General features: G+C 67.9%; 15 protein-coding genes. 4 read left to right on the top strand and 11 right to left on the bottom strand.

Going from position 1 to position 16,225, the window contains the following annotated elements:
* Window positions 1–17 precede the first annotated feature (17 nt).
* On the top strand, window positions 18–359 hold the full coding sequence (locus ASG62_RS19580; RefSeq protein WP_056696730.1) for an antibiotic biosynthesis monooxygenase family protein: 342 nt from the start codon (window positions 18–20) through the stop codon (window positions 357–359).
* A 118-nt stretch (window positions 360–477) separates the two neighbouring features.
* On the opposite strand, the gene ASG62_RS19575 is transcribed toward ASG62_RS19580, so the two are convergent.
* The 10 genes from ASG62_RS19575 to katA form a co-directional block, all read right to left on the bottom strand.
* The gene (locus ASG62_RS19575; RefSeq protein WP_056696732.1) at window positions 478–1,281 is read right to left on the bottom strand and encodes an ABC transporter ATP-binding protein; all 804 of its coding nucleotides are present in this window, start codon (window positions 1,279–1,281) and stop codon (window positions 478–480) included.
* A complete protein-coding gene (locus tag ASG62_RS19570; RefSeq protein WP_056696734.1) occupies window positions 1,278–2,372 on the bottom strand; it encodes a FecCD family ABC transporter permease in 1,095 nt (364 codons plus the stop codon). The genes ASG62_RS19575 and ASG62_RS19570 overlap by 4 nt, the downstream gene beginning before the upstream one ends.
* Window positions 2,373–2,461: 89 nt before the next feature.
* Complete coding sequence (locus ASG62_RS19565) at window positions 2,462–3,607, bottom strand: ABC transporter substrate-binding protein (RefSeq protein ID WP_056696736.1); 1,146 nt, start codon at window positions 3,605–3,607, stop codon at window positions 2,462–2,464.
* Window positions 3,608–3,843: 236 nt separating this feature from the next.
* Window positions 3,844–5,400: a glutamine-hydrolyzing GMP synthase gene (gene guaA / locus ASG62_RS19560; RefSeq protein ID WP_056696738.1), complete on the bottom strand. Its 1,557-nt coding sequence runs from the start codon at window positions 5,398–5,400 to the stop codon at window positions 3,844–3,846.
* The gene (locus tag ASG62_RS19555) at window positions 5,397–6,095 is read right to left on the bottom strand and encodes a 5'-methylthioadenosine/S-adenosylhomocysteine nucleosidase (RefSeq protein ID WP_056696740.1); all 699 of its coding nucleotides are present in this window, start codon (window positions 6,093–6,095) and stop codon (window positions 5,397–5,399) included. The genes guaA and ASG62_RS19555 overlap by 4 nt, the downstream gene beginning before the upstream one ends.
* A 32-nt stretch (window positions 6,096–6,127) precedes the next feature.
* A complete protein-coding gene (locus tag ASG62_RS19550) occupies window positions 6,128–6,607 on the bottom strand; it encodes a TspO/MBR family protein (protein ID WP_082537352.1) in 480 nt (159 codons plus the stop codon).
* Window positions 6,604–7,899: an RsmB/NOP family class I SAM-dependent RNA methyltransferase gene (locus ASG62_RS19545; protein WP_056696742.1), complete on the bottom strand. Its 1,296-nt coding sequence runs from the start codon at window positions 7,897–7,899 to the stop codon at window positions 6,604–6,606. The genes ASG62_RS19550 and ASG62_RS19545 overlap by 4 nt, the downstream gene beginning before the upstream one ends.
* Window positions 7,900–7,962: 63 nt before the next feature.
* Window positions 7,963–8,370: a type II toxin-antitoxin system VapC family toxin gene (locus ASG62_RS19540; RefSeq protein ID WP_056696745.1), complete on the bottom strand. Its 408-nt coding sequence runs from the start codon at window positions 8,368–8,370 to the stop codon at window positions 7,963–7,965.
* Window positions 8,370–8,639, bottom strand: coding sequence for a hypothetical protein (locus ASG62_RS19535; RefSeq protein ID WP_056696747.1), 270 nt, complete (start codon window positions 8,637–8,639; stop codon window positions 8,370–8,372). Before ASG62_RS19535 ends, ASG62_RS19540 begins: the two co-directional genes overlap by 1 nt.
* Before the next feature lie 134 nt (window positions 8,640–8,773).
* Window positions 8,774–10,276 (bottom strand): catalase KatA, encoded by a 1,503-nt coding sequence (gene katA / locus ASG62_RS19530; RefSeq protein WP_056696749.1) that lies wholly within the window; start codon window positions 10,274–10,276, stop codon window positions 8,774–8,776.
* Window positions 10,277–10,384: 108 nt separating this feature from the next.
* Between katA and ASG62_RS19525 the strand changes: the two genes are divergently transcribed.
* The 3 genes from ASG62_RS19525 to ASG62_RS19515 all read left to right on the top strand — a co-directional run bounded on the left by ASG62_RS19525 (window position 10,385) and on the right by ASG62_RS19515 (window position 15,324).
* Window positions 10,385–11,281 carry a hydrogen peroxide-inducible genes activator gene (locus ASG62_RS19525; protein WP_056696750.1) on the top strand — a complete coding sequence of 299 codons (897 nt, stop codon included), beginning with the start codon at window positions 10,385–10,387 and terminating at the stop codon, window positions 11,279–11,281.
* A gap of 118 nt (window positions 11,282–11,399) precedes the next feature.
* Window positions 11,400–13,214 carry a hypothetical protein gene (locus ASG62_RS27895; protein WP_056696752.1) on the top strand — a complete coding sequence of 605 codons (1,815 nt, stop codon included), beginning with the start codon at window positions 11,400–11,402 and terminating at the stop codon, window positions 13,212–13,214.
* A gap of 391 nt (window positions 13,215–13,605) precedes the next feature.
* Complete coding sequence (locus ASG62_RS19515) at window positions 13,606–15,324, top strand: adenylate/guanylate cyclase domain-containing protein (RefSeq protein ID WP_056696755.1); 1,719 nt, start codon at window positions 13,606–13,608, stop codon at window positions 15,322–15,324.
* Between the two features lie 40 nt (window positions 15,325–15,364).
* Here ASG62_RS19515 and ASG62_RS19510 read toward each other — a convergent pair whose 3' ends face one another.
* A complete protein-coding gene (locus ASG62_RS19510; protein ID WP_056696758.1) occupies window positions 15,365–16,084 on the bottom strand; it encodes an OmpW/AlkL family protein in 720 nt (239 codons plus the stop codon).
* Between the last annotated feature and the right edge of the window lie 141 nt (window positions 16,085–16,225).

Raw genomic sequence — 16,225 nt, 5'->3', positions numbered from 1 at the left:
AGAAAAGGACGATCATCATGTTCATCGCCATGAACCGCTTCAAGGTCATGCCGGACCGCACGGCCGAGTTCGAGACGATCTGGCTGGAGCGCGAGAGCCACCTGACGGGCCTTCCCGGCTTCGTCGAGTTCCACATGCTGCGCGGCCCCGTGCGCGAGGACCACGTCCTCTACGCCTCGCACACGGTCTGGGCGAGCAAGGCCGACTTCGAGGCCTGGACGCGCTCCGACGCCTTCCGCGCCGCCCATGCGCGCCCGAAGACCAGCGAGCGCGAGCCGACCTATATCGGCGGCCCCTCCTTCGAGGGCTTCGAGGTGTTCCAGCACATCACCGCCGGGGCGACCGCCGACGCCGCTTGAGCGCGGCGCTCCGACCGCGCGCATCGGGGCGGCCCCGCCGCCTCCGACGGCAGGCATCCGACGAAGCGAGGCCCGGTCGCCGAAAGGCGGTCGGGCCTCATCGCATCGCAGCCGTGCCTCAGGCGGCGGTCTCCCCGCTTCCCGCCCCCGCGATCGCCACGGGGAAGAGCGCCGTGAAGGACGTGCCGGGGATGTCGACGAAGCGGCAGTCGACGCCGTAGACGTCCTGCATCGTGCCGGGCGTCAGCACGTCCCGCGTCGGTCCGGCCGCATGGATGGCGCCGTTCCGCAGGATGATGCTCGACGCGGCGTAGCGCGTGGCTAGATTGAGATCGTGCAGGACGGTCAGCGTGACGACCCCATGCTCGCGCGTGTAGCGCTCGACCGCCGAGAGCATCTGCAGCTGGTTGGCGAGATCGAGCGCCGAGGTCGGCTCGTCGAGCAGCAGGAGGCGGGGCCGGCGCACCAGAGCCAGAGCCAGCGCGATCATCTGCCGCTCGCCGCCGGACAGCGCCCCCGGCCGACGGTCGGCAAAGCGCGACAGGCCGAGAAGCTCCAGGATCTCCCCGGCTCGGGCAAGGCTCTCGGGCGGGGCGCGCCAGGACCTTCGTCCGCCGCTCTGGGCGAGCAGCAAGAGCTCGAACACTGTCATCTGCACGTCGAGATGCGTGACGTCCTGCGCGACATAGCCGACGAGGCGGGCCCGGGCGGCGGCGGTCATCGAAAGGAGATCCTCGCCGTCGAGACGGACGCGGCCCCTCGCCCGCCGAAGGCCGCAGAAGCCTTTCAGGACGCTCGACTTGCCCGCGCCGTTCGGCCCCAGCAAGGCCACGATGCCGCCGGGCTCGGCGCGGAACGCCATGTCCTCGACGATCGCCCGCGAGCCGATCGAGACCGAGTAGGCCGAGACTTCGAGGCTCATCGGCCACCCGCCCGCGCGGTCTGGCGCAGAACGAGGAGAATGAAGAACGGAAGGCCGGTCAGCGAGGTCACCATGCCGAGCGGCAGCACGGCGCCGGGGATGACCACCTTCGAGGCGACGGACGCGAAGAGGGCGAAGACCGCGCCGACGGCGATCGTCGCCGCGATCGTGAAGCGGTGATCCTCGCCCACCAGAAGCCGCGCGACATGCGGGCCGACCAGCCCGATGAAGCCGACGATGCCGACCACGGCCGTCACCGCGCCGGCCAGGAGCGCGGACAGGCCGAGCATGACGATGCGCATGAGGCGCACGCGGACGCCGAAGACGACCGCCTCCTCGCCGAAGGAGCGGATCGTCGTCAGGGCCCAGGCATTGACGAGCACGATGGGCACCGCGACGAGGCAAAGCCCGCCGGCGATCGAGACCTTCAGCCAGGTCGCCCGCTGGAGCGAGCCCATCAGCCAGAAGACGATGCTCTGCAGCTGGTCGACGCTCGCCACATATTGAACGAGCGAGAGCAGCGACGAGAAGACGAAATGGAGCGCGATGCCGAGAAGGGTGATCGACTGGACGCTCGTTCCCCCGCGCGACAGGCCGAGGACGAGGCCGACCGCCAGGAGCGCGAAGAGGAAGGCGTTCACCGCCGTGATCAGCTCGCCCGGCAGCCAGGGCATCGCGCTCGTCACCGACACGCTGAAGCCGAGCGACAGGGCCGCGCCGAAGCCGGCGGCCGAGGAGACGCCGAGCGTGAACGGCTCGGCCAGCGGATTATCGAGAATCGTCTGCATGAGAAGGCCGGACAGCGACAGGCCGATGCCCGCGACGAGCGCCATCAGCGTCATCGGCATGCGCAGCTCCCAGACGATGAAGCGCGCGCTCGCCTCGGCCCGGTCCGGCCGGAACAGGACCTCCGTCACCTCCGAAATGCCGAGCGTTCCCGAGCCGACATAGATGTCCACGACGAAGGCGCCGACGGCGACGAGCCCTAGGGCGACGAGAATGGCGACGCGCCGCGCGACCGAACGCCCATAGTCGGAGGATGCCGATCCCAGCGGCGAGCTGGAATCGGCTTCGAGGGAGAGACGGGTCATGCGGGCATCCGCTGTTCGAGAGACGGGCGGGGCCCGTTCGGCGGCGCGGGGACGAAAGGCCGGCCCGCGCCGTTCGGCGTCACCGCCGTTCAGTCGGCCAGCGGCGCCTTCGCCCCGAAGACGAGCGGGAGATCCTTGGGCAGGCCGGTGAAGCGGTCCACCAGCGTCCTCAGATCGGCTTCGGGATCGAGATCGGCGAAGCGATCGGGATAGAAGGCCTTGGCCATGAACTCGATGGCATAGACGTTCCAGGGGCTCGCATAGAGTTGGTGATAGAGGCCGTAGACCCGATCGTCCTCGACCGCCTTGATGAACTGGAAACCCTTGCGGCCCGACAACACCTTCAGGGATGCCTCGATCCGTCCACGATCCGCGGCGATGCCGATGGGCGGCGAAATCGAGCCGTCATTGCTGAACTTCGAGCCGCTCATCAGCAAGACGTCCGGCTTGGCGTCGATGAGCGTCTCCGTCGCCACGTCGCCGGTGCGGCCCTTGACGAGGCGGGAGCCGAGATTCTCGCCGCCGGCCTCGGCGACGAGCTTGCCGAAATAGACGTCGCCATGGGTGAAGCAGCAGGAGTCCGGCCCCTTCTGGCCCGCCTTGGCCTCGATGAAGACGAGGGGCTTCTTCGGCGCGCCCTCGATGCGCTGGCGCACCAGCGCGAGCCGCTCGGCGTAGAAGGTGTTGAAGGCCTTGGCCTCCGCTTCCCGGTTCAGCACCCGGCCGAGCAGATCGACCGTCTTCGGGCTGTTCTTCGTCGGCTCGAGTTCCGTGTCGACCAGGACGATGGGAATGCCGAGACCGGCCAGGCGATCGAACAGGTCGGCATCGTCGAGAGCTTGGCGCGTGCGCACCTGGAAGATCAGGAGATCGGGCTTGGTGGCGGCGACCTGCTCCAGATTGACCTGGCCCTCGTCGCCGAACTTCATGTCGATCGGCCGTGCCGAGCTTTCGGGCCAGCGCGCGGCGAAGGCGGCGAAGGAGTCCGGATCGGACCTTGCGAGAATGTTGTTCCAGGCGACGATCCGCTTGAACGGGTCCTCGCGGTCGAGCACCGCCAGCGTGAAGAGATCGCGGCCATCCTGCACGACGATCCGCTGCGGCTCGGCCTTGATCTCGACGTTCCGGCCGGCAAGGTCGGTGACGACGAGCGGATAGTCGGTGGCGTGGGCGGGGGTGGAAAGACCGATGCCGAGAAGAGCGGCTGCGAGGGGGAGGTAGCGGGACAGGTGCAAGACGTCACATCCTTAGGGAAGTGCTGATTGGCGCCCATCGTCCTCCCCACGATCGACGCCGCCGGAAAACGGACCCGGCCCTGCCGCGGCTAACAACCGATACTTGACTAAGTCAATCATATTATAGAGGCCGGCAGACAGTCCGCATGCCGGACCGGGCTCGCGCCGAGCGGGAGACATCCCGCCGGCACCGGCACCTCGGGCACGAGCCCCGGCCGTGACTTACGACCTCAGCGTCATTCCCACTCGATCGTGCCGGGGGGCTTGGAGGTGATGTCGTAGACGACGCGGTTGATGCCCTTGACCTCGTTGATGATGCGGGTCGCGGTGTTGCCGAGGAACTCCATGTCGTAGGCGTAGAAGTCGGCCGTCATGCCGTCGACGGAGGTCACGGCGCGCAGGGCGCAGACGAACTCGTAGGTGCGGCCGTCGCCCATGACGCCGACCGTCTGGACGGGAAGGAGCACGGCGAAGGCCTGCCAGATCACGTCGTAGAGGCCGGCCTTGCGAATCTCGTCGAGATAGATCGCATCGGCCTGCCGCAGGATGTCGAGCTTCTCGCGCGTGATGCCGCCGGGGCAGCGGATGGCAAGGCCCGGACCGGGGAAGGGATGGCGGCCGACGAAATGCTCCGGCAGGCCGAGCTCGCGGCCGAGGACGCGGACCTCGTCCTTGAAGAGCTCGCGCAGCGGCTCCACGAGCTTCATGTTCATGCGCTCGGGAAGGCCGCCCACATTGTGATGCGACTTGATCGTGACCGAGGGACCACCGGAGAAGGAGACGCTCTCGATCACATCGGGATAGAGCGTGCCCTGCGCCAGGAACTCGGCGCCGCCGATCTTGGCGGCCTCCGCCTCGAAGGTCTCGATGAAGAGGCGGCCGATCGTCTTGCGCTTGGTCTCGGGATCGACCTCGCCTTCCAGCGCGTCGATGAAGAGGTCCTGCGCCTGAACATGCACGAGCGGGATGTTGTAATGGTCGCGGAACATCGTGACCACCTCCTCCGCCTCGTTCTGGCGCATGAGACCGTGGTCGACGAAGATGCAGGTGAGCTGGTCGCCGATCGCCTCGTGGATGAGGACGGCCGCGACGGAGCTATCGACGCCGCCGGACAGGCCGCAGATGACGCGGCCGGAGCCGACCTTGGCCCGGATCTCCTCGATCGCCTGCGCGCGGAAGGCGGCCATGGTCCAGTCGCCGGCAATGCCCGCGACCTTGTGCACGAAATTCGCGATGAGCTTGGCGCCGTCGGTCGTGTGGACGACTTCGGGGTGGAACATCAGGCCGTACATCTTCCGGCTCTCGTCGCCGAAGACGGCATAGGGCGCGCCGGGCGACTTGGCGAAGATCTCGAAGCCGGGCGGCATGTCGATGACGCGGTCGCCATGGCTCATCCAGACCTGATGGCGCGTGCCCTCCGGCCAGAGGCCGGAGAAGAGCGCGCAGCTCTTCTGCACTTCCAGGAAGGCGCGACCGAACTCGCGGTGATGGGAGGGCTCGGCCCGGCCGCCGAGTTGCACGCACATGGTCATCTGTCCGTAGCAGATGCCGAGAATCGGAATGCCGGCGTCGAAGACGGCCTGGGGTGCGCGCGGGCTGTCGATATCGCCGGTCGAGGCGGGTCCGCCCGACAGGATCACCGCTTTAGGCTTCAGCCGATGGAAATGTTCCTCGGCGAGCTGGAAGGGCACGATCTCGGAATAGACGCCGGCCTCGCGAACGCGACGCGCGATGAGCTGCGTCACCTGAGAGCCGAAGTCGATGATGAGGACGGTGTCGGGGTGGTGTGTCATCGCGGGGCTTTAGGCAAGTGTCGACAATAAGGCAAGGCCTTTACGTGTCCGGCCTCGATGGCGACGGCCAGACGGTCCACCGCATCGGCGAGGCGCTCGTCGATGACGGGCAGGAGCGCCGTCCAGTCGTCGTAGTGGTGAAGCTCGGCCGCGCCGTCCGAAATGCCGCGCAGACCGATCAGCGGCAGGCCGAAACGCTGGCAGGCGCGCAGGATGGCGAAGGTCTCCATTTCCACCATCTCGGCATCGATCGCGTCGTAGGCGGCGCCGGAGACGATGTTCGCGCCGGACGACATGCGGGCCGCGGGCAGGCCCGCGATCGGCGTCGGCAGCGGCATGTGGATCGGGTGGTCGACATAGGGCGTGACGCCCTTGGTGAAGCCGAGCGGCGAAGCGTCGATGTCGCGCCAGGAGATCGAGGAGGCCTGATAGACTGCGCCCTGCTCCAGCACGCGCGAGCCGGCCGACCCGAGCGAGACGACGAGATCGGGCAGACGGTCGGCATTGGCCAGCGCCTGCAGCGCGACGCCGAGGCTGAGCGCGGCCTCGATCGGGCCGACGCCCGTCATCAGCGGGCGGATGCGGGCTTTTAGATGCGGGCCGTATTCGGCTTCGGCCGCCATGGCGAAGAGCACGCGCCGGCCGGCTAGCTCGTCGACATGCAGCTCGGTCACGGTCCCCTCGCTGAGGCTCATCGGCGCATTCCCATTTGACGAGGTTTCGCGGATCAATTGGCGAGGGCGATCGAGCCGTTGAGGAGGGAGGCGAAGGCGACCCAGGCGGCATAGGGGAGGAAGAGAAGGGCGGCAGTTCGCTCGGTGCGCCAGGTCTTGGCGATGAAGAGCAGGATCATCGCGAGCATCGCCAGGATGATGGCAAGTCCCCAGCCGATGAGATGGGCGCCGAAGAAGGTCGGCGACCACGAGAAGTTCAGCGCCATCTGGACGAGCCAGAGCGCCAGAGCGCCCTTGAGGCCAGCGCGGACCACGCGCCAGCCGGCGACGGCGATGAGGATGTAGAGCACCGTCCAGGCGATCGGGAAGAGGATGCCGGGCGGGGTGAACCAGGGCTTCTGCAGGCCCGCATACCAGTCGCCCGGCGGGTTGTTGATGCCGATAACCATGCCCCCGCCGAGAACGGCGGCGACGAAGAGGGCGAGAAGCCCCCAGCGCTTCGGCGCGGTGCTCGCGGTGGCCGGGCGGCTCATCGGCGGACCAGCCGCGCGAAGAAGAAGCCGTCTGTGCCGGTGAGGCGCGGGGTGAGGGTCAGCGTACGGCCGCCGGCCAGGGCCTCGGCGCGGTAGCGCCCGCCGGCCGCGGGAAGGACGCGGCTCCAGATCGCCTCGGCATCGTCGAGCTTGAAATCGGGATGACGATCGAGGAAGGCGGCGATGCGCTCCCCGTTCTCGCGGCCGAGAAGCGAGCAGGTGATGTAGGCGAGCGTGCCGCCGCGTCTGACGAAGCGGGCGGCGCTGTCGAGCACCTGATCCTGTTCGGCCATGCGCTTGTCCACCGCGCTCTGGGCGAGGCGCCACTTGGCGTCCGGCCGGCGGCGGAACGTGCCGGTGCCGGTGCAGGGGGCATCCACGACGACGCGGTCCATCGCCTCGACCAGCGCGGAGAGATCGTCGCGCGGGCCGTGGACCTCGACGTTCGAGGCCTCCGCGCGCTTCAGGCGGTCGTAGATGGGGGCGAGGCGCTGGCGATCGCTGTCGAAGGCGTGGATGCGCCCCTCCCCGTTCATCGCGGCGGCCAGAGCCAGCGTCTTGCCGCCGGCCCCCGCGCAGATGTCGAGGATCGTCTCGCCGGGCGCGGCCTCCACGAGGCGGGCCGCGATCTGCGAGCCCTCGTCCTGGATCTCGAAGGCGCCCTTCAGGAAGCCCGGCTCGACCTGAACGTTCGGATGTCGCCCGTCGCCGGCGATCGGCGGAATGCGGATGCCCTCCGGCGCGATGCCGGCAGGTTCGGCGCCGAAGGGCGACAGCTCGCCGAGAACGGCGCCCGGGGTCGCGACCAGCGCATTGGCGCGGATATCGAGCGGCGGGCGCGCGGAGAGCGCTGCAGCCTCCTCGATCCAGTCGTCGCCGAAGGCGCCGGCGAACTCGGCGGCCAGCCAATCCGGCAGATCGGCGCGCACGGCGTCGGGCGCGGCGGAGCGATCGGCCTCGGAAAAGCGCTTCAGCGTCGCCTCGTTCGGGAAGGTCGGGGCGAAGCGGTCGCCTTCGAGCGCGGCGGCAAGGCCGGCGCCGTCGAGGCCGCGATTGTCCATGATGGCGGCCAGCACCAGCGCGCGTGGGCTGTCGTCGCCCATGCGCCAGCCGAGCGAGCGCTTGGCGCGCAGGACGTCGTAGACGATGTTGCCGATGGCCGCCCGGTCGCCCGAACCCGCGAAGCGATGGGCGAGACCCCAGTCCTTCAGCGCATCGGCCACCGGCCGGCGACGCTTGGACGTGTCTTCGAGAACCTCGACGGCGGCTGCGATGCGTCCGCCTAGGCGCATGGGAGGGCTCCCTGTGCGCGGTTGCGGGAGGACGAAGGCTGGCACGGGAATAGGGTCAAGGTCTCACGATTCGTAGGGGTTCAGGAGCTTCGCGCCGGTCGGCTCGAAATGTCGGGTGTTTCGGGTGACGACGGTGAGGTCGTGTTCGAGGGCGGTGGCGGCGATGAGAAGGTCCGGGTTGGTGTTGCGCAGCTCGTCCGTCAGGCGCCCCCAACGGCGGGCGACCTCGATCGTGACCGGCAGAATCCGTTGGTCATAGACGAGCAGAGAGCGCTTCAGCCAGTCCCGATGTCGATTCGCCGGCTGCCCTTCGCGCTGCTCGATCTTGTGAATGCCGCGCTCGATCTCGCCGATCGTCATGACGCTGACGTAAGCCTGCAGATAGCGGGTCGCATCCATCCAGGTCACGACCCCGGGATGCGGCTGAGTCTTTCCCAGCTCGGACAGAACCATCGTGTCGATCAGATACATCAGCCGAGATCGATTTCGCGAAACTCCGAGGGATAGAGATGGCGGTCGTCGAACACGTCTTCCAAACCTTCGGGAAGCTTCGGAAAGTCCATGATGTGCTCGATAAACGTCTTGGGCCGCTTCTCCATCAGGTCGTAGCTGGAGGCCGCGGCGACGACGACCTCGCCGAGCCCCTCGATCGTCACGCGTTGCGGATGACCATGGAAGGCAGCCTCCGCCAGCGAGGCGAACTGCGCTTCGGCATCCTTCAGAGTCCAGTTCGATCCCATGTCGGCCTCTTGACGTGAAGGCATCACGATAAAGGCATCGTCCGCCCTCAACAAGGCGCTTCCTCTGCAGAGCCCGAAAGAAGGAAGGCCGGGATCGCTCCCGGCCTTCCAGTCTCCTCGATCGACGGTCGAGCTTACTCGGCGGCCTGCTGCGGCGTTTCCAGCGTCACCGAGATGGCGGGCTCGCGGCCCGTCAGGGTCTTGCGGGCGGCGCGCACACCGGCCTCGTAGTCGGCATGGACGCGGCCGAAATGGGCGAGCTGGCGCTCGGCGATCTCCTCCGGAATGCCCGACATCGCGGCGGCGATGTTGGCGAAGAGGCGCTGCTTCTGTCCGGCGTCGAACAGGTTGAAGAGCGCCGTCACCTGGCCGTAGTCGTCGTTGCCGACGCGATGGTTGTAGCGGTCGGCATCGCCGTGGATGCGAAGCGGCGGCTCCTTGGCGCTGGGCTGCTCGACCGGGCCGTTCACCGAGTTCGGCTCGTAATAGGCGTCCGGATTGCCCGTGCGGATGCCGCCATACGTGTTCATCTGGCCGTCGCGATGATAGTGGTGGATCTCGTGCTTCGGCCGGTTCACCGGGATGTTCTCGTAATGCGTGCCGAGCCGGTGGCGATGCGCGTCGGCATAGGAGAAGACGCGCGCCTGGAGCATCTTGTCCGGCGAGAAGCCGATGCCGGGGACGATGTTGGACGGCGAGAAGGCCGCGTTCTCGATCTCGGCGAAGTAGTTCTCGGGATTCCGGTTCAGCTCGAGCACGCCGATCTCGATCGGCGGGTATTCGGAATGCGGCCAGACCTTGGTGAGGTCGAACGGGTTGTACGTCGTCTTCTCGGCGTCGAGCTCCGGCATGATCTGGACCTGCACGGTCCAGCGCGGGAACTCGCCCTTCTCGATGCCGCCATAGAGCGCTTCCTGATAGCTCTCGCGCGTCTTGCCGATGACCGCGTCGGCCTCTTCGTTGGTGAAGTGCTTGTGGCCCTGCTGAGTCTTGAAGTGGAACTTCACCCAGTAGCGCTCGCCGGCATCGTTCCAGAACGAGAAGGTGTGGCTGCCGTAGCCATTCATATGCGCGGGGGAAACCGGGATGCCGCGATCGGACATCAGGATCGTCACCTGATGCAGGCTCTCCGGGCTGAGCGACCAGAAGTCCCACATGGCGGTGGGCGAGCGCATGTTGGTCTTCGGATGGCGCTTCTGGGTGTGGATGAAGTCGGGGAACTTGTAGGCGTCGCGCACGAAGAAGACGGGCGTGTTGTTGCCGACGAGGTCCCAGTTGCCCTCGTCCGTGTAGAACTTCAGCGAGAAGCCGCGGACGTCGCGCTCGGCATCCGCCGCGCCCGCCTCGCCGGCGACCGTGGAGAAGCGCGCGATCATCGGCGTCTCGGCACCGGGCTGGAGGACCTTCGCCTTGGTGTACTTGGAAATGTCACCGGTGATCTTCAGCGTGCCGTGCGCGCCCCAGCCCTTGGCGTGGACGACGCGCTCGGGGATGCGCTCGCGATTCTGGTGCGCCAGCTTCTCGATCAGCTGGTAGTCCTGCAGAAGGACGGGCCCGCGCTCGCCGGCCGTCCAGGAGTTCTGATTGTCCGGAACCGGGGCGCCGGCGGTCGTGGTCAGGATCGGCTTGTCGGCCATATCGGTGTCCTTCGTTAAGCTGGAATGGTTCCAGGGGACTTTGATACGCTCTCGGCGATCATCGCAAATCGTATTTCCTGGCCGCACCGATCAGCTTATCCTATCGCCATGCTCACGCTTCGCCAGCTCCGCTCGTTCCGCACGCTTTCCGAGACGCTCCATTTCGGGGAGGCGGCGCGGCGGCTCAACATTTCCCAGCCCGCCCTCTCCGCGCAGATCGCCGCGATGGAGGAAAGCTTCGGCAGCCTCCTCTTCGAGCGCCGGCCCTCCGGCGTGACCATGACGCCCTCCGGGGAGGCGATCGTGGAGCGCGTGCGCACCATCCTCACCGATGTCGACGAGCTCGAAGGTCTCGGCACGCCCGCCGGATCGGTTCTGTCGGGTCGGCTGCGGCTCGGGCTGATCGCCACCGTCGCGCCCTATCTCCTGCCGACGCTCCTCGCGCGGCTGGCACGCGAACATCCGACCCTCGACATCTCGATCCGCGAAAGCCTGACGCGGGTGCTCGTCTCCGACGTCATGGCGGGCGAGCTCGACTGCGCGGTGGTCGCCCTTCCCGTCGGGGAGGACCGGCTCCAGGCCATCGCGCTGTTCGAGGATCGGTTCCATCTGGCGATTCCCCTAGCCGAAGCCGGGCGGTTCCAGCAGGGGCGCGTGCCGCTCGGCGCGCTGGCGGGGGAGCGGCTCATCCTCCTGGAGGAAGGCCACTGCCTGCGCGAACAGGCGATGAAGGTCTGCCAGCTCGTCGAGAGCACGCGCTTCTCGGGCCTCGGTGCGACCAGCCTGTCCACGATCCTGCGCATGGTGGCGGGCGGGCTCGGCGCAACGCTCATCCCGGACATGGCCGTGCGGGTGGAGATGGCGGCCGGCGGCATCGAGGTCCTGCCGTTCCAGGAGCCCGCGCCCTCCCGGCGGCTCGTGCTCGTCCACCGCCCCTCGACGGCCCGCCGGGCGGATTTCGAGGCGCTGGCCGGGCTCCTTCGCGACGGCCGCGAGCCCTCCTGAAATGGTAGAGCCCCTAACTACCCCAAACTAAACTTCCGGCGTAGCGTCACGCAGTTCACGTAAACGTCAGCGGGAGGAAAGCCGGCGTTTGCGGACGTGACGCCGATGGGAGGAACCGATGGCGATTTTCGACTACAAGGGCCACAATGCGGGAGCGGAGGTGGCCGAGGCCTTCAACCTCGCGCGCTATAGCCAGCTGAGAGCCTTCGGCGCGTTGGGAGACGCGGGCGGCGTGCTGACGGGAACCAGCGACAAGCTGGCGCCGCCGGCCGGATGGCGAGACCTGACCGCTTCCGAACTCGGCATCGACCCGCACAAGGTGGACGGACTCGGCTTCTTCGACGGCTCGACGTCGCTGAGCGCGCAGACCAAGATCATGGGATTTTTCGGCGCCGACGGCTCGATCGAGCGGATCGGCATCGCCTTCGCCGGCACCAGCGACATCGGTGACCTGCCCGACTACCTGTCGCTGGCCAAGGGCGGCTATATCGACCAGTTCCGATATGCGCTGGACGCGACCGCGGAATTCGCCAAGGCGCATGGCTTGAGCGGCGACGACGTCGTCGTCACCGGATACAGCCTCGGCGGCGGCGCCGCCAACATTCTCGCGGAGCGATCGGGCGAGATTTCCGGGGGCTTCTACGACGACGCCAACTACTTCGCCTTCAGCTCCCCCAACATCTACGACAACGGCGAGAAGATCCTGAACTTCGGCGGAGAGAACGACCTCGTCTACCGATCGCTCGGCACCTCGACCGATTCGATCCTGGAGGGCGTGACGGAGGCGCTCGTCCACAAGGACAGGCCGTTCGACAGTTCGATCGACAACACCGTTCTCTTCAACGATCTCTATGCCAGCCCGCTCTCGCCCTTCGGCCCGGACACGGTCTTCAACCTCGTCGGCGGCTGGAATGCCCACATCACCAACATGTTCGCCGACGCGCCGCTAACGATCGCGAATTCGACCTTCTCCTCGATCATGGAGAAGGACAGCGCGATCGTCGTCTCGCAGCTGAGCGACCTGCTGCGCCCCGTGGTCTGGGTCGAGGACGTCGCGCGCTCGACATCGAGCCATTTCGGCGAGCCGGCTTTCATCCTGGGCTCCGACAAGGCGGACCTCCTGCGCGACGGCCAGTCGAATGATTTCCTCGACGGCTTCGGCGGCGACGACCGGTTCAGCCTCTCCACCGGAAACGACGTCGTCGCGGGCGGTGCGGGGTCCGATACGGTGGAGCTGTCCGGCAAGGCCAGCGACTACGAGGCGATCCACCTGACGGACGGCACGCTCGTCCTGCGCGACCTGACCGGCCAGTACGGGCTGAAGGAACTGTCGGGCGTCGAGACGGTGACGTTCGGCCATGCGCCCGATCTTCTCGGCACCTCGACCTATCAGGTGCGGGAGTCCAAGCTCGACAGCCTGTGGTTCCTGACGGGCGACAAGGGCTATGCCAGCCACCGCGAAGGCGGGGTCGGCGACGATGCGCTGACCGGCACGGGCGGCGTGGACCGGCTCTTCGGCATGGGCGGAAACGACGTCCTGCACGGCGGGGCGGGCAACGACCTTCTCCATGGCGGCGCGGGCAACGACAAGCTCTTCGGCGATGCGGGCAATGACGAGCTCTTCGGCGGGATCGGAAACGATCTCCTGGTCGGCGGGGCGGGCAACGACCGCCTGTCCGGCGGCGTCGGCAACGACATCTTCGACTTCTCGAAGGGCGCCGGCGGCCGCGACGTCATCACCGACTTCAACGCCGGCGTGGAGGGCCACGACACGCTCGTCCTCAGCGCTTCCCTGTTCAAGACGGCGGATGCGGCGATCTCGCAGTTCCATCAGGTCGGCAGCGATGCCGTCCTGTCGTGGAACGGCGGCAGCGTGGTTCTTGCGAACTACGATCTGTCGCACCTGCAGGCGAGCGACATCCTGCTCGCCTGAGCGAAACCGCCGACGCGCGCCGGAGGGGGTGGGGGCATCGCCTTTCCGGGAACGCGCGCGGCTGCAGCCGGCCACCCCGGCGCCTCGGCCGCACGACAAGCGGGCGCGGCGGGGTGGCCGGCATCGTACCGACGAGCCCTCGTGACGGCGCCCTCGCCGTTCGGCCGCGCCACCATGTCGCCGGCGCTTTCGTGGTGCCTCGCGCGCTTTCGTCGCGGGACGACCGCCCCGCCTTCGCGGCGATGTCAACGCTCGGCCGTAAGGCCGTTCAGGCGCCCGAGCGGCGACCCGACCGGCCCGCCTTCGCGGCAAAATGGATTGCAAAGCGAAGCGATCTCGGGTCACGTCGCGCGCGTCGCATCGCTCGCGGCGGGCGAGACGGGGAGCCTTCGTGACGGTTCGAACGGCGGAGGACGAACGAGGAGGGCGCAAGGCGGCGATCGCGATCTGGCGCCGCCGCCTGCCCAGCATCGCATCGCTTCGTCTGGCCTCGGGACTGGTCCTCTTCGCCTACGCGACCACCCATCTCCTCAACCATGCGCTCGGCAACATCTCCCTGTCCGCCCTCGAAGCCGGCGCCGAGATCAAGCGGGCCATCTGGACGGGCCCCGTCGGCCTCACCGCGCTCTACGGCGCTCTCGTCGTCCACACGCTCCTGGTCGTGGCGAAGACGGTGCGCCGCCAGAGCTGGCGCATGCCGGTCTGGCAGCTCGTCCAAATCGCGACCGGCCTCGCCGTGCCCGCGCTCCTCTTTCCCCACATCCTGGCGACCCGCGGCGCGGAGGTGATCCTCGACGTCGAGGTCGGCTACCGCCGGCTCCTCACCCTGGTCTGGCCGAGCGGGCTGCTTCTGCAGACGCTGCTTCTCACCGTCGTCTGGCTGCACGGCTGCGTCGGCATCCATGCCTGGCTGCGGCTGAAGCCCTGGTACGGGCGGCTCGCGCCGGTCCTCGGCTGGGTCGCCGTCGCCATCCTCATCTTCGCCTTCACGGGCTTCGTCAGCGCCGCCCGCCTCGTGGAAGCCGAGAATGCCGGGCGGCGCTATCTGCCGCTGCCGGCGCTCCACTGGATTTTGCGCGAGACGAGCGGGCTGCGTCTCGTCTCCTTCCTCGCCGGGGTCGCCCTCGTCTTCTCGCCGCTGATCAAGCCGTTCCTCAAGCGGCTGCGCGCGGAGTTCACCGTCACCTACGACGGCAATCGCAGCGTGCGGGGCGGCTTCGGACAGACGCTGCTCGACATCAGCCGCGAGGCGGGGATCGCCCATGCCTCGGCCTGCGGGGGCCGCGCGCGCTGCTCGACCTGCCGCGTGCAGATCCTCTCGGGCCTGTCGTCGCTCTCGCCCGCGGGCCCGGCGGAGGCCCGGCTGCTCGACCGGATCGACGCGCCGCCGGACGTGCGCCTCGCCTGCCAGGCGCGGCCGACGGGCGACGTCACCGTGCGCCTCCTCGTCGGCGCCTCCAAGGTTTACGACCCGGCCTCGGCGACCGATCCCTATCGCTGGGGCGTCGAACGGGAGGTCGCCGTGATGTTCGCGGATCTGCGGGGCTTCACGCGGCTCACCGAGCGGCGCCTCGTCTACGACGTGGTGCATCTCCTCAACGCCTATTTCGACCGCGCGTCGCGCGTCGTCGCGCTGCGGGGCGGGCAGATCGACAAGTTCATGGGCGACGGGCTGATGGCGCTCTTCGCGATCGAGGAGCCGATCGAGACCGGCGCGCGCCATGCCGTGGAGGCCGCGCTCGATCTTCTCGGCGTCATCGAGGCGATCAACCAGGAACTGGCCGCCGATCTCGACGAGCCGCTGCGGGTGGCGATCGGGCTTCACTGCGGTCCGGCGATCCTCGGGCGCATCGGCGGGGGAGAGACCGACACCGCCTTCACCGCGCTCGGCGACACCGTGAACACCGCCTCGCGCCTGGAAGGCATCGCCAAGGCGCAGAACGCCCCGGTCTGCCTTTCCGAGCGGCTGATGCAGGCGGCGGGGCTCGACCCCTCGGTCGGCGAAGCGCTGACGGCGGACATTCGCGGCCGGGAGGCGAGCGTTCCCGTTCGTCTTTTCGCCGACGGCGCCACGCTGAAGACGGCGTTGACCGCGACGGTGGCGTCATAACGCCGGAGGCTCGACCAAGCCCCGGGGCCGGGCGTTGCGATCAGAGCCGATAGCCGATTCCGACGCCGACGACGACCATGTCGAGGTCCGACTTGAACGACGCTCCGCCGCCCGTATAGGTCTGCCCGGGCACGAACACGTATTTCGCCATCGCATTGGCGAACCAGTCGTCGGACAGCTGATAGTCGAAACCGACCTGAACCATCGGGGAGACGAGCCGCTCGATGTCGAAATCGGCGATACCGGCGGCCGGATCGATCCGCACCGGCCAGGATACGCTGGCGCCGGCACCGACATAGGGGTTCAGCCGCGCCTCGGGACGGAAATGGTACTGCGCGAGGGTGGAGACGGCAGCGCTCCAGATCGAGCCGATCTCGAGCGTGCCGACGACGGTGTCGACGATCTTCGGCTTGGACAAAGCGATGCCGCCCTGAACTTCCAAGGACACATGGTCGGTCAGGAAATAGGCCATCTCGCCGTCGGGCATGATCTGATCGGGCGTTTCGATGCGACCGCCGATCAATCCGACATCCGACGTCTCGCCATGGGGCAGAAGCCCCATGATGCGGGCGCGGAGGAGCCAGTCGCCGGCCCCGAGCCCCGTCGAGGCGGGCGCATCGGTCTTGGCGGACGGCAGCGCCGTCGCGGCATCGGCAGCTTCGGCGATGCCCGGTCCCGTGGACGCGAAGGCCGATGCCAGCACGAAGGCCCGCACCGGACGTGCGATCGAACGGCGATAATCCGCCGGTTTCATCGTCATGGCGACGGCCTCCTGAGTCAGCGGGACGTCGCACACGGCACGGACCGTGCCTTGCGACTTGGAAGGCAGAAGCAAAAACCCACGGCGATGTCTGCTTAACTATAATATAAATACTCTTGCAGCGATGTTGCTACACTTTTT

Source organism: Aureimonas sp. Leaf427, assembly GCF_001425485.1.
In the GTDB taxonomy this organism is placed as follows: domain Bacteria; phylum Pseudomonadota; class Alphaproteobacteria; order Rhizobiales; family Rhizobiaceae; genus Plantimonas.
Note: the sequence above shows the minus strand (reverse complement) of the source record. Positions and strands in the feature narration are given on the sequence as shown.